This is a genomic window from Scytonema sp. PCC 10023, from assembly GCF_963920835.1.
GTDB lineage: Bacteria > Cyanobacteriota > Cyanobacteriia > Cyanobacteriales > Nostocaceae > Kalymmatonema.
In genome coordinates this window covers 74,178-99,205 of record NZ_CAWUDP010000007.1, presented here as the reverse complement: position 1 = coordinate 99,205, position 25,028 = coordinate 74,178, and the positions used below count along the sequence as shown (strand labels likewise).

Below are 25,028 nucleotides of genomic sequence, written 5' to 3'. Positions count from 1 at the left end.
AGCGCTAAGAAAGTCGCAATCATTTTTCACGCTTGGTATTAGTTGTTTAATGTAAATTCGCCAACAACATCCATTGCTACTCACGCGTCGGCAACAGCTACCGTTACCACTCCTGGTTGCCCCTCTAAACGGAAAATTTGTTTAGCAACTAGTAACCTCACCCCCAACTTTTCTATAGTCTCCTTGTTGTTGTGAAGAAACTCCAAGAAGGTGAGGTTGGAGGCTGCACACAAAGCAGCTGCTTCCGCCACGCTAGGGGTTCCCACTTGTTTGGCGACAACTTTAAATGGGTTAGGGACTGAAACTTTGCTCAGAACATCACAGGGAAATGTTTTCAAAGGCAAATTGCGCTGCTGGCAAAGTTCTACTAAACCAGTTTCATGAGATTTAATATCAATGGTGGCAATACCTGCGATCGCACTTTCTGCCAGTTGATTTTCTCTAAAAACGTGTTCAATTGCCTTTTGGATCAACTGTCGTGAAGTTCCCCTTGTGCATCCAATTCCCACCCACAAAACCCGATGCTTCCTCGCTAGTTCGATCATTTGCTTGGTTTAACAGCTCGTTACTTACAGGATGAGAACTTGAACTAGAATCTTTAATAGCTCCGCGATAAATCAGCGCCCCTATAGTTTTTAGTCTAAAGCCCCAACCTTTGGGCAAATTGTTATCACCATCATTTTGTCCCAAGTCTACATAAATTCGCGGTGGAACAAAGTAAGTTAAATCGCCCGCACCCACCAACTGATCTGCTTTTTTCATAATCTGATCAACAGTGAGATCAAATTGCTCGTAACTATCAAATTTACGTTGCAGTTGTTGTTGCACAAAGGCGATGAACTGACGTACGGCGGCAATTTTTGCCTCATGAGATACAGTAGAATTTGAAGGTGTAGGAACTTGATGCACTGGTGGAGAAATTCTGGGTATCGGAAAGTCACCAGGAAGCAAAGTACCTTCAGGAATCGGAGTTTCTCCTGGTACGGGAGGATTATCAAGACCCAATTGCTTGAGAATTAATGGTTCTAGATATCCAAGCAGTTTTGTTTGCGCTTTGACTATCTTGAGATCATTCACAGCTTGCTGACGGGGAAGCAAAGTGCGGAAAGCGCGGCGCAGCAGTTGGGAAAGTTTGAAAGGAGGAAAAGGGATGCTCTTAGGGTCAATCTTTTCTCCATTCTTTGCCATCAACACGTCCAAGGGTGGTAGATTTTCCGGTACTACTGGCATTTGAATGTTGAAGGCTTTAAATTGCGGGTTGTTGCTTTTGACGCTGATGATATTTTCCCGTCTGCTATTTTGGTATTCTTGGAGTTTTAGTATCTCTATTGCCTTGGCTTCGTCGCCATCCAATACCAAAGTCAAACCCTGCTTGTTAAAAGGGTAGACTGGGGTATTCAAGCTGACATAAATAAATTCAGCGCAATAAAGTGTATTTTCTGGATTATAGAGGAATTCTATGGCTTCTCGTACGCCGAGACTGGCGAGAGCGCAGTTTTTCAAAAACTCTTTGAGTGTGGGGCGATCGCACACACGAGTCGGATCACCGCCGTTAAAGTTGTTTACAGCAAAGCTGGCAAACGGGTGTATCAACGCCATCCAGCAAATGATACTGTCGGTATAGCCACGTGCCTGCTGTTGGGTGATAAATTTAGGAAACACCAGACGCTGAGCCACAGCGACAAACCCATTGTTTCCATACAGACCATTGTGGTAGTCATCTGGCTCGTTGAAACTGGCAAACGCCTTCACCCCACCAAACCGCTCTGCAGGTACAATCGCTCCTGAGTGGTGTCCCTCGTTTTTGATGAAAATTTCCATCAAATCACCTTGCTCCTCCTGTCTTGGGGGGGAGATCAGGTCAATAACTTGACCGTATCGGTCTTTGTGATATTGATAGGTGCAGATCAAAAGACCGTATCTATCTAGAAATTTAATGATGTCCTCATACCCAGAAACAGTATTTTCCTGGGGATCTATCACTTGCTCTTCATCTGAAATGCCTATAAATCCTGGAACTTTGAGAGTTTCCACACTCAGTAGTGTCTGATCATCCACAACTATCCGCTTCTGGAATAACCGCTTTATGTCCCTGACTGGAACGCTTCCCTTATCATCTGGTCCTTTATAGATAGGAGAATTGAAAACTGACAAATCGACATCTTCAGGCGATCGCAACGGTAGGCTGTCAGCAGCTTGCTGTAAATTCTGATTTTGGTTCATAGTTGATTTTCTCAGTAAACCTGTATGCTGCAATATTTTTTTTCCAAAAGCCGCCGAAGTATAAACCGGAAAAATCTAAATATTAATTCTTACATACACTCCACAGCAAGTTTCGTTTTTTACAAAATGTGTAAAAAAAATGTGATTTTTCATACCGATTTCAAAAAAGAATGCGACAGATACACACTCCCAAACCCTCGTTATCTTAGGCTTTCTTAATGCCGTACCTTATGAATGAGCGTTCTTAGTGAATTGGTATTACTCCTGTGCGCCCGCTACGCGCAGGCTCCGCACGACACCGGGATAGTCATTAAACTCTGCGAGCATCAAAGCTGTATAACCACCCTGATTTTTGACATTCACGTCTGCCCCAGCCTGTAGCAATAATTGCACCGCCTCGCCATAACCCTGTGAAGCTACCCACATCAACGCTGTCGCCCCTGCTGAGTCTTGCAAATTCACATCTGCTTGCTTTGCCACAAGCTGATGGATCACGCCTATATGGTTGCGTTCTGCTGCCTTAATCAAAGCGGTTTTTCCATCATCCGCTCGAGTATTGACATCAGCACCATAATCTAGTAAAAACTTGACGATTTCAGTGTGTCCCTGCGTTGCTGCTAGCGTCAACGGGAACTCACCCAAGTTTTTTTCGTTCACATTCGCTCCTTGACGCAGCAGTGCTTCAACAATTTGGCTGTGTCCCTGCAAAGCTGCCAAAAGTAGCGGTGTATCTCCTAAATGGTTCCTGATTTGCACATTAGCATTTTGGCTGAGTAAGACTGCTACCACATCCGTATAACCTTCTACCACAGCAAGGTGCAAAGCTGTTTCTCCATCTTTATCTTGAAGATTGACATCAGCACCGTGAGCAAGTATTGCTGCTGCTACTGCACTATGTCCCGCTGCTGCTGCTGCTGATAAAGCTGTACTCCCATCAAGGTTTCGCACCTTGACATCAGCCCCTGCTGCTAACAGTGCTTGCACAACTTCCAAATGTCCCAAGTCTGCCGCAATCATCAATGCGGTTTCTCCCTCTTCATCTTGGGCATTGACATCTGCATTCTTTTGTAGTAATGCTTGTACAACTGCGGTATGTCCAGCGCGTACTGCCACCTCAAAAGCCGTATCCTCATCTTTATCTTTGACATCTACCTTGGCACCAGCAGCAAGCAAGGCTTGCACCACCTCAGCGTGTCCTTTGAGGGCGGCTATCATCAAGGCAGTGCTGCCATCTTCATTCGTGGCATTGACATCCGCACCTCTAGAGAGTAAAAGCTTTACAATGTCAAGACTGTTGGCACTCGCTGCTAACATCAAAGCCGTCAACCCATAGCGCTTTCTTTTCAAGTTGATGTTGGCACCTGCATCAAGAAGCGATCGCACAATTTCGGTGTAGCCTAAATGAGCCGCAAACATTAAGGGCGTAGTGCCATCGCGATCGCCTGTGTCTACAACAGCATTAGCATTCAGCAGTGAATGCACCTGCTTGATATCACCATTTCTAGCAGCCGACAGCAGCAAATCGTTATTTTTAATCATTAGTCATTAATTGGGAGTTGGAAGGTGGAGATCACAACTCATACCATTTCTCTATGAAGTTGAGCTTAATTCAACTGAACTGTAGTCCCCCCAAGGCATCGGGGGGACGCCAAAGGCGGGGGGTAATTATTAAGCGCATTGTTACAGAGAATTGGTATCAGGAGTTTTTGCGATCTCTCTCATCTGTCAATCTCATCTTCCCATTTACCTATTCCCAATTAGGTTATGCTAATTTTTATGAAGATTTAAGGATAAGGGGAACAGCTATGAATCTGGAACTTTCACCATCAGTAAAATACTGGTCAAACTTCTTTCACCCAGTCTTAATGTGGGCGCTCTTACTACTTTCGTTATATGCGGCGTACCTAGGACTGCAAGTCCAACGTACCAGAAATGCTGAGGGTGAACAAAAGAAAGAATTAGTAAAAGGCAGATACAACGTCAAACACTACCAAATTGGCTCTATACTTTTGGCTTTGATGGTCACAGGCTCTATCGGTGGTATGGCTGTTACCTATATCAACAATGGTAAGTTGTTTGTTGGACCTCACCTACTAGCAGGGCTTGGTATGACAAGTCTGATTGCCTTCTCTGCTTCTCTGTCGCCTTATATGCAAAAAGGGGCAAATTGGGCGCGTCTGACTCATATTTTATTGAATTTCGCACTTTTAGGTCTTTTTGTTTTGCAGGCTCTTAGTGGCGTGGAAATTGTCCAAAGAATTCTCAGCCAAGCATAATAATTACTTATGAGTCAAGAGTCAATAGTCAAGAGGGTTTTCCTGACTATTGACTCTTGATTTAGCGCTTTTTATTGGAATTGATTGGAAAGGGAATACCAGATGATTGGTGAAAATCTTCCTGCACTTTGCGAGTCAAGCGGCGAGACACTTGGCGGACAATTTGGTTAAGTAGGCGATCGCCTGTAGATTCAATTAAAGACTTGGGTAATCGCTGAATAAACTTGGGAAAATGAATATCAACTGTCAAATCCAATTCCCATTCGACTCGTGTCATTTCACCAAAGCTCATTGAAGCATCGTTGACCACGTTTTCTACTAATCGTAGCGATGAGCGGTAGTCTACATCATAACCAGGAGGCTGATAGTCAGGAACGGCGATCGTACGGGTACGGTAGACCCCTTCCTCTGGCGGTAATAGTTCCAAACCAATTTTTGGCTCTACTTCATAACCAAAAGCACCAAAGCGACCGATGACTAAAGCATAGCCATTTTCCCCCAGAGGTTCCACTTTCATGGGTTCAGCACACCGGGAAAACCATGAAGCGTGACTATCGAGATATTCTGCAACGGTTCCAGGTGCAGCGTACATTTCCATACAGTCGCTATAACGACCGTAAAACCTTGTTGGTGTCCCTACAGCTTTCTCTTGGGTTGCGTCAGGAGCTTCTTCTAGAGTCGATGTCACAGACAAGACTGCTTCAGCTGTTTCAAACGATTGACAATCGGTGTTTTTTGAAAGCATAAAAGGGTTCTTCTATAGTGAGAGCGTTTGTCTAAATTAAGAATTCCCCTCACAGGGACAAAGTTTCGCACTAAATCCCCATTTTGGCGGAAATCTCAATCATCTGTCATGTAGTTCATCTAATCTCTACATAATCTCTACAATAGAGAACTGAAAAACAGATACTAGTTTTCTAGGATAGCGCTTATTATGAAAGCATTAGTAGCAGGGGCAACAGGTGAGACAGGTCGCCGGATAGTACAAGAGCTGATAGCGCGGAATATTCCCGTTCGTGCCTTAGTGCGGGATGTACAGCAAGCAAGGAGTATTTTGCCAGCGGAGGCTGAGTTGGTGCAGGGTGATGTGTTAAAACCAGAAACCATAACTGCTGCTTTGGGAGATAGCACAGTACTACTGTGTGCCACCGGCGCAAAACCAAGCTTTGACCCGACCGGACCTTATAAAGTGGATTATGAAGGAACTAAAAATTTGGTAGATGCAGCAAAAGCAAAGGGAATTGAGCATTTTGTCTTTGTTTCTTCTTTGGCTGCTTCTCAACTGTTCCATCCACTGAACTTGTTCTGGCTGATTTTGGTTTGGAAAAAACAAGCTGAGGAATACCTCCAGAAAAGCGGTCTGAACTATACAATTGTGCGACCTGGTGGTTTAAAAAATGAAGATAACTCCAACTCAATTGTGATGCAAAGCGCTGATACATTGTTTGACGGCAGCATTCCCCGGCAAAAAGTCGCCCAGGTTTGTGTTGAGGCATTGTTTGAGCCAGCAGCCAAAAATAAAATTGTAGAGATTGTTGCTAGGGAAAACACTCCCGCGAAAAGCTTTGGAGAACTTTTTGCCAATGTCGCCTAAGTTAAGTGCTTGGTGCTAAGTCAAAAGTTAATAGTATAATAACTATTGACTTTTGACTAATTTTGTGAAATTTTCCGGAATGAGTGCGTTAAACACTGTTGTTATACTTTGATGACAATAGCAGGTAACTGTAAGGAGTCGGACTCTGAAAAAAGGCTTAGAACGCAAAGGCGGCGTTGAACAACTCATAGGACCAATAGCCGCGCTTCTTGGCTTCGTATGTTTGTTGCAGTGGTATGTCTTTGGAGATTTGCGATCGCATTCTGATCCCACCTTTGGCAACAAACAGCCCCCCTTAGTTCTGAAAGGGGGCGATCCTTACATCCGCGCTTTAATGCGAACTATCTCAGCAAGTGAAGCAAGTAGCTTTCGTCCTTATTCAGTGTTGTATGGTGGACAGCACGTTGACAACCTCAGCCGCCATCCTCAGGTATGCGTCACCATTGTCACAGGTCCCAACAAGGGAAATTGTTCTACGGCTGCTGGCAGGTATCAAATCATTAATACTACCTGGTATAATATAGCTCGTCGCTATCACCCAAAGCCCGGACAATTTATGTTTTGGGTTTCTTATAGTTTTGAACCAGAGTATCAAGACGCAGTGGTTTACCGCTGGCTGAGCGATCGCCAATCTTGGGGGACTGATATTTCTCAACAGTTGCGCCAAGGAAAGTTACAAGAAGTTTTGCGGCGGCTGTCTCCTACGTGGACAAGTTTGGGATATGGTATTGAAACTAATTCTATGACTCGGTCTTTACCACAGATTTATCAGAAAATGTTGCAAGAGGAATTAAAACAGTGAACAGTGAACAGTGAACAGTACCAGCCGCAGTGCGTATGGTGGGGGATTTAAACCCGCCACCAACGCTTATGCCTACGGCACGTCTCTTGACGAACGGTGCACAGGAGTGTGGTGTTTCCCCCGGAGGATGAAACTGATAACTGATAACTGATAACTGATAACTGGTAACTGTTAAACGCAGTTGGGAAGTAAGTGTGAGAAGACGCTTATCATTCCTTTTTGAGGAAATGAAACAATCTTAACTTCATCCAAGAAGTCTTTCTGTACTCAAAAACTTTTTGCAACACAATGTTTCTACTTTAGTTTCCTGTGAGCCGCCAAAATAATTTCTTCTGTTTCTTCCCAACCAATACACCCATCTGTTACAGAAATACCATATTGTAATTGCTCTCGTTCACCAGGAATCAGTTGATGACCTTCATACAAATTGGATTCTAGCATCATGCCAACTATTGATGTATTACCATCCACTATTTGTTGAATAATTTTTTCCAGAACAGAAGCCTGTAATTTATATTGTTTATTTGAATTACCGTGGCTACAATCGATAACAATTCTCGGTGGTAAATTTGCCTCTTTTAATTTTTCTTCCACCAGTTTTACATTAGCGGCATCAAAGTTAGGCTGACCATTACCGCCTCGTAAAATAACATGACCATAGTCATTTCCTCTCGTTTTAAAGATGCTCACCTGTCCCTTTTGATTAATTCCTAAAAAGTGGTGAGGTTTCTGAGCTGATTGAAGAGCATTCAAAGCCACATTAATGTTACCATCAGTACCGTTTTTGAAACCTACAGGCATCGAAAGTCCGCTTGCCATTTCGCGATGAGTTTGTGATTCGGTCGTCCGTGCTCCAATTGCAGACCAGGTAATAAGTTCACCAATGTACTGAGGTACTATAGGATCGAGTGCTTCTGTACCGACAGGTAATCCCAATTCAGCAATTTTTAGCAGTAAGCTACGTGCAATTAATAAACCTTTTTCTATATGGAAAGAATCATCCATATCAGGATCGTTAATTAATCCTTTCCATCCTACTGTTGTTCTTGGTTTTTCAAAATATACCCTCATGATAAGCAGCAGTTTATCCTTGACTCGCTCAGCAAGAATTTTTAGTTTCTCTGAATATTCAATTGCTGCTTCTGTATCGTGGATAGAACATGGACCAACTACTATGAATTTTCTCCTGTCTTGAAAATTTAGAATATCTTCTATTTCTTGTCTGTATCTTAAAACTGTCTCTTTTGCTAAAAGTGTTAAAGGTAATTTTGATTTGAAATCATCTGGAGTTAATAAAGCCTGGGAACTTTCAATGTGAGTATTAAATAATTTATTGTTTTCCATAAAGTGCACTTCCTGATTTTGGGATATTCACTATTGATTTTGGTTATACAGTATAACTCAAGAATCTGACTTTCTTCTTGATTTTCAGATTTAGATTTTTTATGAAACTAACAGTTACTGCGATATTTTCCGGTGTGCAACGTGGACAATACTTTTAAAAGGCTCTTTTACCATAAAATGAGAACATTTTTCACAAATTGTCTGACATTTTCAAAATGAATATTATGTCCTGAATGACTAATTATGTTTAGATGGCAAAAATCACAAATTTGAGTCATGTCTGTATTGATATATACAAACTTTTCATCATACTCTCCTGCTAATAAAAGGATAGGGTTTGTATTCTCTTTTAGTTTTTTCCACAAAGAAGGTTGACATCCAGTACCCATGAATCGTAGTGATTTAGCTAACTCAATTGGATTATTTTGTAAACGAACTTCTACAAGCTGCTGAAATTGAGGATAATTTTTAATAGAGCCAAAAATGGGTTGACTATACCAGTTAGATAAAAAAGCTATAAAATCATTCTTGTCAATACTTCTTTCTAATTTTCTGGCTATTTGCTCATCACGTTTTACTCGTTCTGCTCGTTCTACTTCTGTTAACAAACCAGGAGAAGCTGATTCCAGAACAACTTTAGGAAAACGATGAGGAAAATACAGGGTTAGGTATAAAGCTAATCTCCCTCCCATGGAATAACCAACCAAAAAGCATTTGGTAATGTTTAAAACATCTAGTAAGTTGATTACCGCTTGGGCAGTGTTTGGCATTGTATAACACTCATTACTACCTAAAACTTTAGTTGCTCCATGTCCAGGAAGGTCAACTGTCAGACAGTAAAATTCATCAGATAGTAATGATATGGCTTCATCAAATTCATGAATGTTACCCATGAATCCATGTAAAAAAAGAATTAGTGGTTTATCTGGATGACCACTGAAAGAATAGTGAAATTGATAATTATTGAGGGTCATATTTTAGCCTATCTGATCACACACATTGCCTTGGTGAATTCTAATCGCGCGCCAGTTGCACCGCATTAGTGACAGGTTAAGATTATGGCGCATTTGTCAATATACCTAATTATGGAAAAATCTGCCAAAAGCGGTGGTAGAAAACATCGTTTTTGAGTTCGCGATCGCACGGTTCGCAGTGCCTTTTGGGCAATCGTGTAATCTTTGTACTCATCATTCAATTTTCTGCAAAAGCTAGGTACAAAGCTTAGTTTGATACCTGATTTTTCACTGGCTTTTCAGCAGAATTTTTAATTGACAAAAGCAATGTTATCTGTGATAAGCTCACAAATGTTGCACCGACTGTCGGGCATTGCCCGCAAGGGGGCACTGGCTGGGCTACACAAATAAAACCCGTCAGCGCGGGTTTCAATCATTTTCCCCACCCGTCATCTGTTTGCTTTACATAAGCTTTTTTGATCGCATATAGGACTTACGCACTGTACAAAAAGATTGGACCCGTGCATAACGTGCGCAATCATGAGGTAAGCATTGTCTATATCTGCGGCTCAATTGCACTACGGCTACAAAATGTTTCAGCTATCTACAATCTACGTTTCATCTTATTAAGTGCATAAATTGATTTCACTTACACCTATAGAATAAGTAGAAGGAGGGCTTATGTCTAGTATAGTGAGCACCAGACAATCAAAATTGTGTCAATACGTAAGGTCTAGAATATACTTTGAAATAACCAATGAAATTGAAGTGTTTTAATTTTTGTAATTTTCAAATAAAAAGTAAAAAATAAAAAAGATTTTCATCAAATGAAAATCTTAGTTTTTTTTGCAAATTTCAGCAAGATTTCCTATATGACCCAAGCTATCTCAAAACCAGGTTACTCACCTGTTCCCCCTTTAGTAAAATCAATTCTACCCGTAGTCATTGTCGCAATTACGATCGCTGGTATTGCTGCTGTCTTAGACCGTTTTGGGTATCTACAGCACATGGCTGTGAAGGAGTACCATCAGTATCTAGTAAAATACGGTTTATCTGATCAATTCTACATTTATTATTTCCTAATTTTTGAATTGCTAATTGCATTAGCGTTCATGATTACTGGGGTGATCATCGCCTTTCGCAGACAGGCTACCTGGAGCTCAGTATTCGCTGCGCTCGCGCTAATGATGTTTGGTGCAACAGTCCCTCCTCCTTTACACTCGTTAGTAGTAACAGAAGGGACTTTTAGTGTATCACTACATCTGTTGCGTTCCATCGGCTTATGCTTATTCATCATCTTTTTTTACATCTTTCCTGATGGACGCTTCATTTCCTCCTGGACTCGTATTCTAAGCATTGTTTTGGTCGTATGGTCATTGATTTGGCCTTTTTACCCGGCTTTAGACCCGTATCGATTACCAGGTGGATTCTCCTTTCTGGTGTTGCTGTTTTGGTTTTCTACTGGAGTCATTGCCCAAATCTACCGTTATTTTCACGTATCTAATCACACAGAAAAGCAACAAACTCTGTGGATTGTATTTGGCTTGACAGTAGCCTTTGTGGGAGACTTGGTCACCCATGCACCTTGGTATGTTTTGCGATCAATAGACACCGGACCTGACTTAATTATTTCATTAATCCACCATCCTTTTTACGCCTTATCGCAGTTGGTTTTACCAATATGTATTTGTGTTTCGATTTTTCGCTTTGGGCTTTGGAACATTCGGTTGATCATTAATCGTACGCTAGTCTTAGCTCTAGCAACGGCGTTGCTGGCGGGTCTGTGGGAAGTTGCTAAAAGAGTGCTGGGAGGAATCTTTGAGAAGTTCCTGGGTACACATATGGAACCGTTGGCAATGGGTCTGGCTGTTGTAGTAGCTACCCTATTATTCGGGGCTACATTCAAGCATTTAGAAAATTTAGCCAATCGTTACCTCTTTCCTTCAAGAGTTAATTTTTCCAAGGATTTGAGCGAATTTTTACCCGAAGCACTAGCAACTACGCATGAGTTCGGAGAACTATTGCAGATACTAGTTGAGCGAACAGCTGAAATCGCTCGCATTACTCATGACGCAATCTTTTTGTATAATCCTGACGAAGAGCTTCAACTTGAAGCAACGTACAATTTAAACTCTATTGATGCTGAGTCTCAGAGATTCTCTAAAAACTTAATTGCACAAATGCAAGATGGCAAAGTCATTACACAAGAAGAAAACGCTACTTTTTCACTACTTGTGCCGTTAGTTATAACACAGGGAAAAAAGTTCAAATTGATTGGGATTCTTGCTATTGGACCCCGAACAGATCGGCGTGGTTTCTCCACCGAGGAAATATCTTCATTCAAAGCTTTAGGAATTAAAGCTGGAACAGCTATCTATATAGCTCAATTAAATCAGGAAAATAAAATGCAATTCCAGAAGCAAATAAACTCTCTTGAAGGGCGGATTGAAGCTATGAAGAAACAGCAAGGAAATTCTGATGAAAACCCATTATAAGTCAATACGGTTCAGATAAGACCAGAACCCTTATCAGGAACACAATGTAGAGACGCGCCATGGCGCGTCTCTACACACGTGATTTTTTACACATTAACCTTAACTGAACCGTATTGCATTATAAGTAATATTTAAGTCCGCCTATTGAAGAAGGCAGAAGGTTTTGTACAGAAGGGGATTCCGACCCCTCCAGGAAGCGAGCCACGCTCACAAGGGTTGGATGCTGCTCGGTTAATTTTGTGCATATCTAGGCAAATGTCTGAATTATTGCCCATCGGAATGCGGAAACTGTACGTTTGTTGTTGTATAATCAATCAACGTTTGATTAGTACGGGATCTCATAGCTTACTTGGCGTGAAACCCTTGAAACACTTGGCACAAACTAATTATTAAAAATTGAATATTTTTTAAGTCTCGTATTGAAATTCGTTTCAGTATCTCTAACTGGGGATTAGTGGTCAAAGAACCTGAGCTACGAAGCAAGGGAACCAAGCTTCCAAGCGCTTCTAATCGAGCGAACTTATACCGTGGAGTTGAGCTTGCCCATATTTACGGACTAATGCCCAGATATGCTTCGGTTTTTAGAAGCGGTTCAGTGGGGGTCTTAAACCCTTGTTCCCGGAGGTCACGGGCTTCAGGTCTGGAGTCAGAATTCCCGGATGCCTTCTGCCTCCTGCCCTCTGCCTTTCCCGATAAAACTTTTCAAAAATCCTCTAAGGTAAAAACCTATCCAAAGCTGCTTTAAGTTGTTCCAATTCAACTTCAATATCGCCCTCTTTTGCTGCTCTGGCAATACACTCTGTTAAATGTTCATCTAGGACAATTCGCGCCACGCGATCCAGCGCTCCCCGCACTGCGGCAATTTGGAGTAAAACATCAGGACAAGGACTACTTTGCTGCACCATTGTCTTAATACCGCGAACGTGCCCTTCTATACGCGATAGCCGATTGACTATTCGCCGCAAAGACTCTTCGCTATGAACGTGAGAATGAACCGACTCTTCATGGTTATGAATATGCTGTGTATTGTCTTTGTCTGTATCTTTAAAGAGTAAATCCTCATTCTGTTTAGAAGTGGGTGAGGATTGTTTTGTTAATCGGTTCGATCCATTCATAGGTTTTTACAGAGGTGCTGCCAGTAAATAAGATCCTAGCCTAGACAAGAGAGGAGGGGATGGGGGGGATGGGGACTGGCGGAGGTGGTGAGGTGGGGAGGTGGGGAGATGGGGAGATGGGGAGATGGGGAGAATCACTAATATTTTTTGATAATTTAATAAATTAATAAAGAAATGACTTTGAAGGATTAGGGAGAAAAAGCGAAACCTGGAGCAATAAGCGAACGTCAATGGATAGTGATTTTCATCGAACCTGCAAAAATAGTTATAGAGATATTTTTCACGATTAAACAACAATTAGGCTGAAACATTAGGTTGTGGTTATGCGATCCAAACTACCCCGCTCAATCCGCCAACTCAGTACTCATGTGTTAGCCATAATTTTGGGAGTTTTGCTAACTGTTGGCACTTTGCGAGTCTCACCCTCCCAAGCAGAACCTGCACCAAATTCCGTGACTGCTGAATCTCCACAACTCCTTGCCCAGAGGCAATCACCAGCCACTGCTGCTATTGGTAGTAGTAGCTTTGTTACAGCGGCAGTAAATCGCGTTGGACCAGCAGTCGTCAGGATAGATACTGAGCGCACAATTACCCGACGAGTCGCCGATCCATTCTTTGACGACCCCGTTTTCCGGCGGTTTTTTGGTAACGGTTTCCAGGGGCAGTTGCCTCCTGAGCAATTACGCGGTCTTGGCTCTGGTTTTATTATTGATAAGAGTGGATTAATTCTGACTAATGCCCATGTGGTGGACAAGGCTGATAAGGTGACAGTCCGCCTTAAGGATGGACGCAGCTTTGAAGGAAAGGTACAAGGCGCGGATGAAGTGACGGATTTGGCAGTAGTCAAAATTAATGCTGGTGGTGATTTACCAGTTGCACCCTTGGGTTCTTCAAATAATGTACAGGTGGGTGACTGGGCGATCGCAGTTGGTAACCCTTTAGGATTAGATAACACCGTCACCCTAGGAATTGTCAGCACCCTCAGACGTTCTAGCGCCGAAGTTCGTATTCCCGACAAGCGCTTAGAGTTCATTCAAACCGACGCCGCTATCAACCCCGGTAACTCTGGTGGACCACTCTTGAACGGTCAAGGTGAAGTCATTGGAATTAACACAGCCATTCGTGGTGACGCGATGGGTATTGGGTTTGCTATTCCTATAGATAAAGCTAAAACAGTCGCAGCTAAACTAGAACGAGGAGAAAGAATCGCTCACCCATTCATCGGCGTCCAAATGGAAGAGTTAACGCCCGAACTGGCAAGGCAATTCAACTCTAACCCGAATTCTCCTATTCAATTACCAGAAATTAATGGTGTTTTGGTCAGGCAAGTGGTACCCAACTCACCAGCAGCAGCAGCAGGTATACGTCCGGGAGATGTGATTGTTCAAGTTGATGGACAACGCATCACTAAGGGCACACAGTTGCTTGATATTGTGGAAGCTAGCCGTGTTGGTCAGGAGTTGCAGTTGAAAGTGCAGAGGGGTAACCGGACACAACAGCTATCAGTACGCACTGCTCAAATGCAAAATGCTTCATAAAAATCTTGCAATTTGATAGAAACTTTGTTTAGCATTAACCCCTCCTACTTTTTCCTGTGGAGGGGATTTTATTACTTAAGCAACATTCTCTGAACACCTACGATTTTACACTACCTGTGACGTTCATTATAAATAGCCTGCGTAGGCAGCCTTGGTTTTGATAGCCTCACCCATCCAAAGTGAAGAATAATCAACCACACCCTTGATATTTGCCAACATCAACTCATCCCGTTGCTGCCAAACTGCAAATATTTCTTCTCTGCCATCATAAAGCGTTCCAGTGTCAATTTTATAGATTGCATTACTTACACGCTTCAGCTTCAAACCCAACAAATTCAACAACCGATTAAGTATTTTGATTGGTGAAATAGACTTTTTCTCATTCAATAAATTAATACCAACTGCCCTTTTGATATGTTTACTACATTGATTAGTAATATTTTTCAGTAACAACAAATCAGCTTCATTTTCGGTAAATTCTCTTTCTGGTTCGAGGAACTGTAGCACTCCTAACGCCGTCAACGCCTCAACTTTAAGCGTATTAGTCTTTAAATCTGGCAGAAAAACTTTACCTTCTCCCCAAGACAATTGCTGATGCCATTCTTGCTTATCTCTCAGCCGAAGAAACTCGCTTTCGTGAGTTAGATAATAGTGTGTTAATAATTGGGAATAATACCCTTTGTCATCCCGCAATTTCAGCAGGGGAGTGACTTCAATACCATACTTTTGTCTGAGAAGATATTTATTAATTTGGTTGCGTTCCTCATCCGTGAGCCAATGTTTCACCAAAAGCTGTTCATATTCCACGTAATCAATATCCTGAGCATGAGCTACAGCATTTGCAGCCGCTAATTGATTTCGCCGCTTGATTTCTCTGATTTTCATGTCAATTTCTTTTGATTTTTTGCGGCTATGCGACCAATCTTTCTGGACTTTGAAGATTTCTAAAATCAACCTTTTACGAGTTGCGAAATCGTTGGTGTCAGTTGCTAGAAAGGCAAGGCGTAAATCTCGGATAATATTTGTTTGTACATCATTGTTGCGTACATGAATTTGATGTCCGTCAGCAATCAAACCATCTTTCATAGATTGACGGTAGAGGGTAACAGAAGCATTCACCCTTGCAGCCAACTTTGCCCAAGTTCGTAAATGCATTGGATCATACACTAACGGCAAATCTACATCAATTTTATGCAGCGGACTTAATAAAGCTAAGTTTTCTTTTTGATTTTCCTGATACCAATAAGACAACGAACGATAATTTGTGCTTCCAGTACCAATGAAGCCAATTCCTCGCTTTGCACACCAGACAATGCGCGGTACATCATCGCGTACTCTGAAGAGTGCTTGTCGTGCTTCCGAGTCAGGAATGACTCCTTGAAAAATACCATAAACGCGGTCGAAATGTTGGACATCAATGCTAATTCCCGTACCAAGGCTAGGAGTGACAAAAACAGTGCTGTATTCAGTCACTTTTTGATTGAGATTTGCAACAAAATCAACAGCTTCATGACCAGGTGTGTTTGTCGTGTGACTACTGATAACCAGAGTTTTGGGAAATTGCTTTTGCAATCTTTCTAAACGCTCTTTAAGGTAACGTTCTATTGTTTCACAACTGTAACGTCCAGTGCGGCTATCTGTTGTCACATAACATTTATGCCCTAGAATTAAATCTAGTTCCAGTTGATGAATTAAGGGAGTTGGGTTTGGACAATCATAGAAAGTGACGTCCCAACCTTGCTGTGGTTTCCACTGATTCACAACCACCCAAGGCATTATTTCAATTCCTGCCAATTCCTGTAAATATTCTAAGGACATATCTGATAAATCAGCATCTTGGGCAATAATTAATCCTCCAGTTCTTAGTACTGTAGAAATAATTTTTTGGAATACTTTTAAAATTTTGACGCGCTTATCTTTACAAGTATTGCTATTAAGGAGATGCCACAAAGACTGTTCTACTTCATCCAAAATTATTATCGCTCCTCGCCAGTCCTCAGGATTCAGCTTCCAAATGGAATCGATGCATAATCCGAGCGATTGGTTATTAGGATTGTAGTAACTGCTTAAGCGTTTATTACCAAACCATTCTCGATTATCCATTCCCCATTGAATGCCGATTTTGTCGCATAAAAAACGCCCAAGTTGGATTCTGTGAGTGATTAATAAAACGGGTTGATTTCTACTGTTGGCTTGATTAACAACACCTTGCAGTGTTGTGGTTTTTCCTGTTCCTTTTGCAGACTTCACTCCCACTAATCCAGATGTAGGGAACGGTATTTCCCCTAAATAGCGACGGTTAAGGGTGAGTGCAGCAGGAATGGTTAACTCGGTGTGGGGTTTGATTTGGGCAAGGTAAACTTCTAAATCAATGCTTTGGCGATACATCGCCTCGAAAGCACTTGCACCTTTGGCGACGATAAAATCATCAACTCCTTTTTCTATTCCTGGAAGTTGAATGACTTGAACAAGGCAATTTTTTTCTTGGAAGAGAAATCCTAGCTGGGAGATGGCATTATTTACCGCTGCGATTTTCTGAGGTTGAGTTTCAAAATCAAAGCAAATGTAAAAGATGCGCCGAGTATTGGCAAACGCTGCTAAGTCGGGGATAAGCTGGCGAGTAATCACTTTGCCAAAGTCATCTTTGATGACGCGGTAACCACTGGTAATTCCAGGGATGGCTAAAGCTGCATATCCTTGTGTCAACAGTGCTGCTGCTTTTTTTACACCCTCGCAAATCATGACGGGGATGTTTTGTTCCATAACCCATTGCCAAAAGCCTTCGGCTTCACCATTACAGGCAATGTTGATATTGTCAGGTATGGCGACATTGTAACGTTGGGCGACTTGCTGCCAAATACGTAGTGATACCCGCAGACAAAACACCCGCGTTGGTGTGCTGGGGGGATGTTCGTACTTAATCAACTTGTTATTTTCATTTAATCGAGGTTGGTTGGGCTTAAAGCACCCCCACTCCATTGCTTGCCAATGATTCAGGGGATCAAGTCCAGAACACCACCAACCACCTTCAGCAATATGGGCGTAACGCTGTAACCACCCACTTCTTACCATTCCAGTATTTGTACGGGGAAGATGTTCAGAAATTAATAAGTAGTCGTAACAGGTTCTGCCTTGTAGAGACATAAAATTGAGTCTGGCAAGGTCTAAGTCTATACCGCTACCTTTAACTAATTCCTCAAGGTGTTGGGGGTTTAAATAGTACAAATGCATTGGCTCAGGCGGCAAAGGATGACAAGGGACTTAACACCTTATCATGCATTTGCTGTTTTGAGATCAGCGATTGTGAAACTTTTGTGAGACTTGTTGCTTTGTTTCAAATTATACATTTTTATTTGGAACTGCGAGAATTCATGCGGTCATAGACAAGACGAGACATCTTGGGAAAAATATCTACCTCATCAGCATATGCCGAGTCTTGAGCAAAAATCGCCAAAATATAAGTAGCTTTGTTATTTTCTGTTGCAACCATTGCCGCTTCTGCGCGAGAAATAGAAGTCCAGCCAGCTTTAGAATGTAAACGAACACGAGTATGGGGTAAAGACTCACCAAAAAAGGTGCGTACAGGGTTGAAATCATAAGAGTCTGGCGATCGCCAAACTTTGGGATTTAAATCTCTTTTTAGCCATCCACACATTTTTTTGCTAGCTTGCACAGAAACAGCCTGCCCGGCGTAACAAATTTCGTACAATAATCTGGCTGCGTGTTGAGTTGTTATCCTATTCCAGTTGTGTGAGTCCTCTAGCAGTTGCGATTCACTTCCGTCAGGCTCTGGAAGATTAATGTAGTCAATGGGAAAGGTTTTTTGAATAACACTAATATTTTTGTAACCTGCTTGTCGAAAAAATCGGTTAACTTGCTGACGTTTATTTTTCCACAGTTTAAACTTTTCACTTTTTAGTTCTGGTTCAGAACGTGTCCCTGTGACTTCGTCAAGAATAAAGCTAGCAGCCTCATTATCAGACTCCTTTATCATTTTTGCCAGATAAGGAGCAAAATCTTTTTCATTTTTCCAAATACCCTTTTCTATTTGGGCATACAAAACAACCATCCAAAACATTTTAATGACACTCGCTGGATATCTTGGTGTATCTTGCTGATATCCGGCTGTTTCGTTCGTTTTAGCATCTATTAAGGTAATCGATAAAGGCTTTGTAGGCATTTGATCACTAGCAAGCTCTACAACATCGTTAACAATGGCTTGCAACTCTTGAGAGTGTTTAAAATTTGGAGGCTTTTTGAGATTGTAGACGACTTCTAAATCTTGTTTTTCTGGTTGACGAGAGGGAATAGGCAGTGACTTGGCAACAGCCCAGTCAGGAACTGGTGGAGGTGGAGTGAGTGATTTGGAATTTTGTCGAGAGGGTGATTTGGCAGCAACCTCGACAGCAGGAGTTGGCAAAGGTGCAGTTGGTGAATTGGCAGCAACTTGGACACTAGCAGGTGAAGCCGATGTCGGTAGATTCAACGAATATTGAGCAGATGATTTTACAAATTGTTCTGCCATATACTTGGTTATCAAAATGGCTATCAATACACTTAGAATTGTGAATCTAAGTGCCAGATGATTGACTTTGCTAGCCAAGCTGAGCTTTGAGAATTGGTTAGAGAGAATTTGATATTTACGCCGTTTCGGCATTTTATTTAATTTTTAATTGGTTTTTGTAAGGACAAAAAAGTTAACATGACGCATTTTAGCAAAAAGGTGTAATTTATACCAAAGACATTTAGAGAGATTTTGAAAATCAAGGCAACTGTAGTTGTAGCGGTTCTCATTTGCCTTGAATACAGTTTTTGTAGGCTGTTCTGCCCTGCGATACGTGTCAGCTTCAAGCTCAAATACCCAATTTACCCTCGTTTTAGATCCCCGAACCCCCTTAAAAGAGTAAACAGTACCAGCCGTAGTGACGCTTTCTCGGGCTGGTGTAGTTGTACTGGCACCAACGCTTTCTGTGCTCTTGGTGTAGTGTTTCCCCCGGAGGATGAAACTGATAACTGATAACTGATAACTGATAACTGGTAACTGTTAAAAAATGCTGATCATTTTTTTGATTGAGTCAGTGCTATGACTTGCTCGAAGTCGAAATTTTCAACCAAAACTTTCAAAGCCTCGATCAAATCTACTTTGTCTGCTGGAATTTGTTCCATAAGTTGAACAATCAGCAAATCATTGCCTTGGCTAGCAGCATTGTGAAGCTGTTGTATCCACTCAGCAGGCATACTTGCTATCTCAGCAGCCAAGTTAGCAGAATTGGTAACAACCTCACGCATCGGTGGAGTGATATCTGCATTTGGAATGTGTTCTTGGTAAAGATATCGCACACCCAAGTATTTGCTTATTTCTGCTAGCAAATCTTGTTCTTGAAACGGTTTACTCAAGACATCGTCACAACCAGCGCTCAATATTTTGTGTTTTTCTTCTTCAAAAGCGCTTGCTGTTAGGGCGATGATGATGGTTTGGTGAGGATCAGGAACCATCTGTTTCATCTGCTTCTCCCTTGCCTTAATCAATCTACTTGCTTCATAGCCATCCATCACCGGCATCCGCATATCCATAAAAATCAAGTGAGGTTGCCATATTTCCCAAAGAGTGAGAGCATCTTGACCGTTGGTGGCTTCCTGTACTTGAAAGCCTAAGCTGTCCAGCAGCTTGACTAATACCATACGGTTGGTTTGCTTATCCTCGACAACTAAAATCCGATAACTTGGTTGCTGGGGAGCTAAACGTATGGCTTTTTGACTCGTGAATTCAAGAGTTTGTGTTTTCGCTTCTGTTGCCTGACGCGCTGGAATAAAAAAGGTAAACTGAGTTCCAACCCCCAAGGTACTGCTAACGTGGATTTGCCCACCCATGATTTCCACGAACTTTTGAGTGATGGATAAACCTAAACCAGTACCTTGACCAGATTTTAACCCAGTTGTGGTTTGTGCAAAGGCTTGAAATAATTTATTGAACTCCTGGGGGTCAATGCCAGGACCAGTGTCTGTTACCTCGAAGTGTAGGGTGTAAGGGGGAGAAAAAACTCCTCCTTCTTCCGTATCTTCGTCTATATCGCCAGTTGCGCCATCTGTGAGCGACACCCGCAGAGTTACACTGCCTTTTTCCGTAAATTTAATAGCATTGTCGAGTAAATTAATTAATACCTGACGTAGTTTATTTTGATCAGTTGTAATGTATTGCGGCACTTCGGAGGTTCGCTCAAATACTAAGTTTAAACTCTTGGATTGAGCCTTGAGTTTGAGCATGCCCTCTAAACTATCGAGCAATCGATGCAAATCAAAGTCATTTTCATTATATGAGAGCCGTCCTGCTTCAATTTTAGACATCTGTAAAATGTCGTTAATTAACTCCAACAGATGTTCGCCACTACGATTAATGATTTTTAAGAATTGCTGATGCTCTGCTTTTATGGAGGAGTCGCGGTTCATCAGTTGGCTAAAGCCAAGGATTGCATTGAGTGGCGTTCTCAGTTCGTGGCTCATATTTGCTAAAAATTCGCTTTTAGCGCGGTTAGCTTTATCAGCGATTTCCTTAGCTTGTTTGAGTTCGGTTGACTGCTTCTGCGTTTGTGCTAACAATTCTGCTTGTTGAATTGCCACTCCCAACTGTGCCCCAATCTGAACCACCATTTTTATTTCTGCTTCTTTCCAATAACGAGGAGCAGAATTTTGATACACTCCTAGCAAACCCCACAGCTCATTGCTACAAAAGATAGGAACTGTGAGATAAGCCCTTGCTTGAAATTGTTCTAATAATTCAAGGTAACAAGAGTCAAAACCAGCCTCGTAAATATCCGAAACGCAGCGATAGTTTGTGCCAGAACGGTACATACCGCCTTGGGTGTTGTACAGATAGGTGTCTTGTATGATCTTATCTACATTCGCAAAACCTTTAATAGCACAATTGTCTTGATTGACAGCAACCTGTGTCAATTCGGGTTGATTTTTTTGTTCCTCTATCAGTGCTTTCCAACCTTCTGCTACTGACTCGGAGACAAATTCTCCACTCCAATCCGGATGAAAGCAATAAACAAGGACGCGATCGCACTTTAAAACTTGTCGCAACTCTTGCGTTGTCGCGCTAAAAATTTGCTCTATTTCCAGAGTTTGACGCATCCGTTGAATCACAAAGGCAATTGCCCTTTCTCGTTCTGCACTTGAAGCGAGCAACTCTTCTGCGAGTTTCCGTTCTAGTTCAGCTCCTGCACGAGCCGCAAAAATTTGTAAAATTGACTCTTTGCCCAAATCAATCTCTAATGGTTTGACATCCATCACCACCAAGTAACCGATAACCTCCCCGTTCGAGTCAACTAGGGGCATCAAATAACTGTAAAGATTCGACTTGCCGACATCTTTGTCTCTACGTAGAACCACTGAAACGTTGTCGTCAACTCCGCCAAAGACTGGTTTACAGTGTTCATCTGTAATAGCGGCTATATTATACTCAAAATTGTGACCGTAGTCAACATCATTCCAGAATGCCAGGGTACGAAGCTGGCTTTTCAGCTCATTAGTAAACTCACTGACAAAAGCGTAACGAACTTCTAAAACTTGGGCAGTATAGCATACGCACGAGCGAAAAAACTCATTACCAGTTGTATAAGCTGTTCCCTCAACAATCAATTGCAGTGTCGCTTCAACTTGCTTTCTTTGAGTGATATTGCTAAAAGTGCAGACAACTCTGTCTACGCTACCATCATTTCCCATCTGAGGGTCTGCATTCACTAACAGCCAGCGTTGCTCTTGGCTTTTGGGATCTTCAATCCCCATAACTATATTGTGAATCGGTTTTTGTTGCGTTATTGCTTTGTACACAGGTCGTTCTTCTTCTGGGAGAGGCGTACCATCTTCACGCAACAACAACCAACCTGTACCAAACACCTGGCGCTGTTTATTATTAGGATCGAGATTGAGGAGATTTTTTGCTGCTTGATTGCTGATCAGAATTTCGCCATTGCAATTAAGCAACAAGACTCCCACTTGCATTTCTCGGATGAGCGTCCGAAAACGTTTTTCACTTTCTTCTAAAGCTTGTTGTTGTAATAACTGAGCTGTTAAATGCTGGTCGAATAGAGAAGTTAATAAAGCTAAAGTTAAGACGAATAATGTCGAAATGCTAATGGCAATCGCCAACCAGGGCTGACTTATGACAGGAGATTCCACTTTTGATAAATTCTTGTGGGCGATAAAGTGAGTTGCCCACATTCCAGTGTAGTGCATCCCACTGATGGCAATTCCCATTAAAAAAGCGCTGCCAACTTTCTGCCATATTACCCCTTTCAAGTCTTGATTTTTTTGCAGCCTAAATGCCAGCCAAAGAGCTGCAAAAGAGGCAATAATTGCAATGACAACTGACAAACAGACTAAAATTAAGTCATACTCAATCTTCGCCTGAAGTCGCATAGCTGCCATACCTGTGTAGTGCATCCCAGCAATGGCAACTCCCATACAAACGCCACCACCAATGACAAGCGGTGTTGAAATAGAATGCGAGAGTAAGAATAAAGCGATGCCAGAAGCTAGGACTGCACATAACAGAGAAAGCACAGTGATCCATACATCGTAAGTCACTCTCTGAGGCAATTCAAAAGCGAGCATGGCAACAAAGTGCATTGACCAAATGCCTGTTCCCATAGCTACAGATCCCCCCAATAGCCACAGCAAACGCCTCCATTTGCTAGAAAGCAGCACTCGTCGTGATAAGTCTAAGGCTGTATACGAGGAAATAACTGCGATCGCCAAGGAAAGTATTACTAGTTCTAATTTATACGTTCCTGTCATTTCGCTATACATATTTTTTTATGCACCTAACCGATGACTGAAATTTGATCTGGCTATTTTCAGGAAGTGTCATACTTATATTTTTTAGGGATGCAGGAATATACCCTACTGGGCATTTTTAATTTATAGAAGCACTTAATAACATTATTTTCTCAATTTATGCTTATTTCCAGCTGCAATCTCAGATAAATCCTATCCTCCACATCATCTGCATTATGTAAAAACTCTATATTTATCAATGATGTTTAAGTAAGAAAACGATGAGGAAATCTATTTTATTTCGGGAATAAATACGTAATTTCACGTATAAAGTTAATTTTGTGATTTCCCATCACCGAATACCTCGCACCGTGGAAGCCCCTGCATTTATGCATGGGGGTAAGGTGCAGGCGATTTTAATCGCCGTCTTAAAATACATACGAGTAACCGTCCTTTTTGTGAATATGCTTGCAATACTTATACGAAATCCCTTGAACTAGTCCATTTTTAGTTGAGATGTTGAAACTCCCTGTTGCACGAGTAGCAATCCTTCCGACATATTCCCCAACCTTTTTACCACTAGTTACGATTGCTTTAACGATGTCTCCAGTTTGAAAACCAAAGTGAATCTGTTTATTTGAGCGGTGTCTACTCGGAAAGCCAAATTTGTCAGTTCCACACATTTGACGCGTGCCGTGTCCATTAGCTGTAATCAACAAAGGCTTAACTCCCTTGATATTCAGAATTGGCGTTGACTTGCCAATGCAAGCAGCATCTAGCCAATGAGTTTTCTCTAGGTTTTGTTGATTGCGGTTGAACTTGGTTAAACCACCAGAGCCTGTTTCTACGGGCAATCCAGTTGATTTTAAAACGTTCAACAATGCAAATCTAGCTGTGTTGACTGCTGCTGCATCGGAGAGCGGTATGCAGGCTTGTTTCAAAATTTTATCCAACCTATATTGGTCTTTTTTGAGAAACTCTTTAATATCTTTAGTTCCTTTCTTTAAGTTACATTTCTCACAACTTAAGGTCAGGTTAGTAATTGAGTTCGTTCCTCCTTTAGCTCGTGGATGAATATGCTCTATCTGAAGTGGAACATCCTTAACTCCACAGTAGGCGCACTGTCTATTCCACTTTTCTAATAGAAATTCTCGTGTTTCGTAGCCTGCAAGAGTACCTTGTTGATACTCTTTGCCTTGAATATCTGGATTACGCATCAATTGCATATCAAAACGTACTAGCTCTTGACTGATGGCTTCAATCGGCGCAAATTGGCGTAACTTGTCAACCCAGGTTTTGATATTATCAACCCGACTTTGTAAACTAGGCGCTAACCACCCTTGTAGACGAGTTCTATTCAAAAATCTCGGTTGACGATATCTAGTTTTACGATTTCTTCTACTACGTCTTAATTGTCTTCTAGAGGTTAAAGCATCTCGGATTGCAAAGCCTCTATGCTTTAACTCGGCTGCAAAAACTACTTCACCTGTTGAATCGTTGACTAATGCTATGCCAGTATGTTTAGCTCCGGGGTCAATTTTTAATCTTAGTGGTTGAACTGGAGCTTCTGCAAAAGCTTCTTTCAGAATAATTGTAAAAGGAAAACGCCTAAAAACTGCTGCTTTCTTGTTTCGTAATAATTGTCTCGCTTGTGCTGGGTGAACTGGATCTAATGGTCGTTTGTTAGTGTCTAGAACAAATATTTTGGACATGAAGTCCCTCCGCAGCGGGTAATGTTAGCTTCGCCAATGTTAGAGGTCGGTACTACCCAAGCTGCACTTCCTTAACCCTTGTACAGATGTTTAACAGTTTGGTTCTAGAGCAGGGAACTAGCGAGAGCATCCCCTGGTAGGTCTTTAACTCTTGCCTCTAACGTAGTTCAGTTAAGAACTTAGGCTGGTCAGATGGGC

At 41.8% G+C, this 25,028-nt stretch carries 16 protein-coding genes; 5 read left to right on the top strand and 11 right to left on the bottom strand.

Annotated features, from left to right (window positions below):
* Positions 1-80: 80 nt before the first annotated feature.
* The 3 genes from ACM0OZ_RS06580 to ACM0OZ_RS06570 form a co-directional block, all read right to left on the bottom strand.
* Positions 81-473: a cobalamin biosynthesis protein gene (locus tag ACM0OZ_RS06580; protein WP_414581996.1), complete on the bottom strand. Its 393-nt coding sequence runs from the start codon at positions 471-473 to the stop codon at positions 81-83.
* On the bottom strand, positions 454-2,223 hold the full coding sequence (locus tag ACM0OZ_RS06575) for a hypothetical protein (protein ID WP_414581995.1): 1,770 nt from the start codon (positions 2,221-2,223) through the stop codon (positions 454-456). The genes ACM0OZ_RS06580 and ACM0OZ_RS06575 overlap by 20 nt, the downstream gene beginning before the upstream one ends.
* Positions 2,224-2,481: 258 nt before the next feature.
* A complete protein-coding gene (locus ACM0OZ_RS06570) occupies positions 2,482-3,762 on the bottom strand; it encodes an ankyrin repeat domain-containing protein (RefSeq protein WP_414581994.1) in 1,281 nt (426 codons plus the stop codon).
* 266 nt (positions 3,763-4,028) lie between these two features.
* Between ACM0OZ_RS06570 and ACM0OZ_RS06565 the strand changes: the two genes are divergently transcribed.
* Positions 4,029-4,499 carry a DUF4079 domain-containing protein gene (locus ACM0OZ_RS06565; RefSeq protein ID WP_414582059.1) on the top strand — a complete coding sequence of 157 codons (471 nt, stop codon included), beginning with the start codon at positions 4,029-4,031 and terminating at the stop codon, positions 4,497-4,499.
* A 61-nt stretch (positions 4,500-4,560) separates the two neighbouring features.
* Here ACM0OZ_RS06565 and ACM0OZ_RS06560 read toward each other — a convergent pair whose 3' ends face one another.
* Positions 4,561-5,244: a DUF1997 domain-containing protein gene (locus tag ACM0OZ_RS06560; RefSeq protein ID WP_414581993.1), complete on the bottom strand. Its 684-nt coding sequence runs from the start codon at positions 5,242-5,244 to the stop codon at positions 4,561-4,563.
* A 189-nt stretch (positions 5,245-5,433) separates the two neighbouring features.
* Between ACM0OZ_RS06560 and ACM0OZ_RS06555 the strand changes: the two genes are divergently transcribed.
* Positions 5,434-6,093 carry an SDR family oxidoreductase gene (locus tag ACM0OZ_RS06555; RefSeq protein ID WP_414581992.1) on the top strand — a complete coding sequence of 220 codons (660 nt, stop codon included), beginning with the start codon at positions 5,434-5,436 and terminating at the stop codon, positions 6,091-6,093.
* A gap of 187 nt (positions 6,094-6,280) precedes the next feature.
* Positions 6,281-6,895 carry a glycoside hydrolase gene (locus tag ACM0OZ_RS06550; RefSeq protein ID WP_414582058.1) on the top strand — a complete coding sequence of 205 codons (615 nt, stop codon included), beginning with the start codon at positions 6,281-6,283 and terminating at the stop codon, positions 6,893-6,895.
* A gap of 294 nt (positions 6,896-7,189) precedes the next feature.
* On the opposite strand, the gene ACM0OZ_RS06545 is transcribed toward ACM0OZ_RS06550, so the two are convergent.
* Positions 7,190-8,239: a 3-deoxy-7-phosphoheptulonate synthase gene (locus ACM0OZ_RS06545; RefSeq protein ID WP_414581991.1), complete on the bottom strand. Its 1,050-nt coding sequence runs from the start codon at positions 8,237-8,239 to the stop codon at positions 7,190-7,192.
* A 167-nt stretch (positions 8,240-8,406) separates the two neighbouring features.
* Complete coding sequence (menH, locus tag ACM0OZ_RS06540) at positions 8,407-9,213, bottom strand: 2-succinyl-6-hydroxy-2,4-cyclohexadiene-1-carboxylate synthase (RefSeq protein WP_414581990.1); 807 nt, start codon at positions 9,211-9,213, stop codon at positions 8,407-8,409.
* 851 nt (positions 9,214-10,064) lie between these two features.
* On the opposite strand from menH, the gene ACM0OZ_RS06535 reads away from it, so the two are divergent.
* Positions 10,065-11,687 (top strand): GAF domain-containing protein, encoded by a 1,623-nt coding sequence (locus tag ACM0OZ_RS06535; protein WP_414581989.1) that lies wholly within the window; start codon positions 10,065-10,067, stop codon positions 11,685-11,687.
* A gap of 713 nt (positions 11,688-12,400) precedes the next feature.
* On the opposite strand, the gene ACM0OZ_RS06530 is transcribed toward ACM0OZ_RS06535, so the two are convergent.
* Positions 12,401-12,802: a metal-sensing transcriptional repressor gene (locus ACM0OZ_RS06530; RefSeq protein ID WP_414581988.1), complete on the bottom strand. Its 402-nt coding sequence runs from the start codon at positions 12,800-12,802 to the stop codon at positions 12,401-12,403.
* Positions 12,803-13,125: 323 nt separating this feature from the next.
* Here ACM0OZ_RS06530 and ACM0OZ_RS06525 point away from each other — a divergent pair, with 323 nt between their 5' ends.
* Entirely contained in the window at positions 13,126-14,340 is a 1,215-nt protein-coding gene (locus tag ACM0OZ_RS06525; protein ID WP_414581987.1) for an HhoA/HhoB/HtrA family serine endopeptidase, read from the top strand.
* A 126-nt stretch (positions 14,341-14,466) separates the two neighbouring features.
* Here ACM0OZ_RS06525 and ACM0OZ_RS06520 read toward each other — a convergent pair whose 3' ends face one another.
* The 4 genes from ACM0OZ_RS06520 to iscB all read right to left on the bottom strand — a co-directional run bounded on the left by ACM0OZ_RS06520 (position 14,467) and on the right by iscB (position 24,830).
* Positions 14,467-17,571 carry a plasmid replication protein, CyRepA1 family gene (locus ACM0OZ_RS06520; RefSeq protein ID WP_414581986.1) on the bottom strand — a complete coding sequence of 1,035 codons (3,105 nt, stop codon included), beginning with the start codon at positions 17,569-17,571 and terminating at the stop codon, positions 14,467-14,469.
* Positions 17,572-17,689: 118 nt separating this feature from the next.
* Positions 17,690-18,997, bottom strand: coding sequence for a serine hydrolase (locus ACM0OZ_RS06515; RefSeq protein ID WP_414581985.1), 1,308 nt, complete (start codon positions 18,995-18,997; stop codon positions 17,690-17,692).
* A gap of 401 nt (positions 18,998-19,398) precedes the next feature.
* Positions 19,399-23,151, bottom strand: coding sequence for an MHYT domain-containing protein (locus ACM0OZ_RS06510; protein ID WP_414581984.1), 3,753 nt, complete (start codon positions 23,149-23,151; stop codon positions 19,399-19,401).
* A 395-nt stretch (positions 23,152-23,546) separates the two neighbouring features.
* Positions 23,547-24,830, bottom strand: coding sequence for an RNA-guided endonuclease IscB (gene iscB, locus ACM0OZ_RS06505; protein ID WP_414581982.1), 1,284 nt, complete (start codon positions 24,828-24,830; stop codon positions 23,547-23,549).
* Between the last annotated feature and the right edge of the window lie 198 nt (positions 24,831-25,028).

What these genes read in the sequence shown, in the direction of transcription:
- ACM0OZ_RS06575 (WP_414581995.1), bottom strand. Translation starts at nt 2,223, where the DNA reads ATGAACCAAAATCAGAATTTACAGCAAGCTGCTGACAGCCTACCGTTG.
- ACM0OZ_RS06570 (WP_414581994.1), bottom strand. Translation starts at nt 3,762, where the DNA reads ATGATTAAAAATAACGATTTGCTGCTGTCGGCTGCTAGAAATGGTGAT.
- ACM0OZ_RS06565 (WP_414582059.1), top strand. Translation starts at nt 4,029, where the DNA reads ATGAATCTGGAACTTTCACCATCAGTAAAATACTGGTCAAACTTCTTT.
- ACM0OZ_RS06560 (WP_414581993.1), bottom strand. Translation starts at nt 5,244, where the DNA reads ATGCTTTCAAAAAACACCGATTGTCAATCGTTTGAAACAGCTGAAGCA.
- ACM0OZ_RS06555 (WP_414581992.1), top strand. Translation starts at nt 5,434, where the DNA reads ATGAAAGCATTAGTAGCAGGGGCAACAGGTGAGACAGGTCGCCGGATA.
- ACM0OZ_RS06545 (WP_414581991.1), bottom strand. Translation starts at nt 8,239, where the DNA reads ATGGAAAACAATAAATTATTTAATACTCACATTGAAAGTTCCCAGGCT.
- menH (WP_414581990.1), bottom strand. Translation starts at nt 9,213, where the DNA reads ATGACCCTCAATAATTATCAATTTCACTATTCTTTCAGTGGTCATCCA.
- ACM0OZ_RS06535 (WP_414581989.1), top strand. Translation starts at nt 10,065, where the DNA reads ATGACCCAAGCTATCTCAAAACCAGGTTACTCACCTGTTCCCCCTTTA.
- ACM0OZ_RS06530 (WP_414581988.1), bottom strand. Translation starts at nt 12,802, where the DNA reads ATGAATGGATCGAACCGATTAACAAAACAATCCTCACCCACTTCTAAA.
- ACM0OZ_RS06525 (WP_414581987.1), top strand. Translation starts at nt 13,126, where the DNA reads ATGCGATCCAAACTACCCCGCTCAATCCGCCAACTCAGTACTCATGTG.
- ACM0OZ_RS06520 (WP_414581986.1), bottom strand. Translation starts at nt 17,571, where the DNA reads ATGCATTTGTACTATTTAAACCCCCAACACCTTGAGGAATTAGTTAAA.
- ACM0OZ_RS06515 (WP_414581985.1), bottom strand. Translation starts at nt 18,997, where the DNA reads ATGCCGAAACGGCGTAAATATCAAATTCTCTCTAACCAATTCTCAAAG.
- ACM0OZ_RS06510 (WP_414581984.1), bottom strand. Translation starts at nt 23,151, where the DNA reads ATGTATAGCGAAATGACAGGAACGTATAAATTAGAACTAGTAATACTT.
- iscB (WP_414581982.1), bottom strand. Translation starts at nt 24,830, where the DNA reads ATGTCCAAAATATTTGTTCTAGACACTAACAAACGACCATTAGATCCA.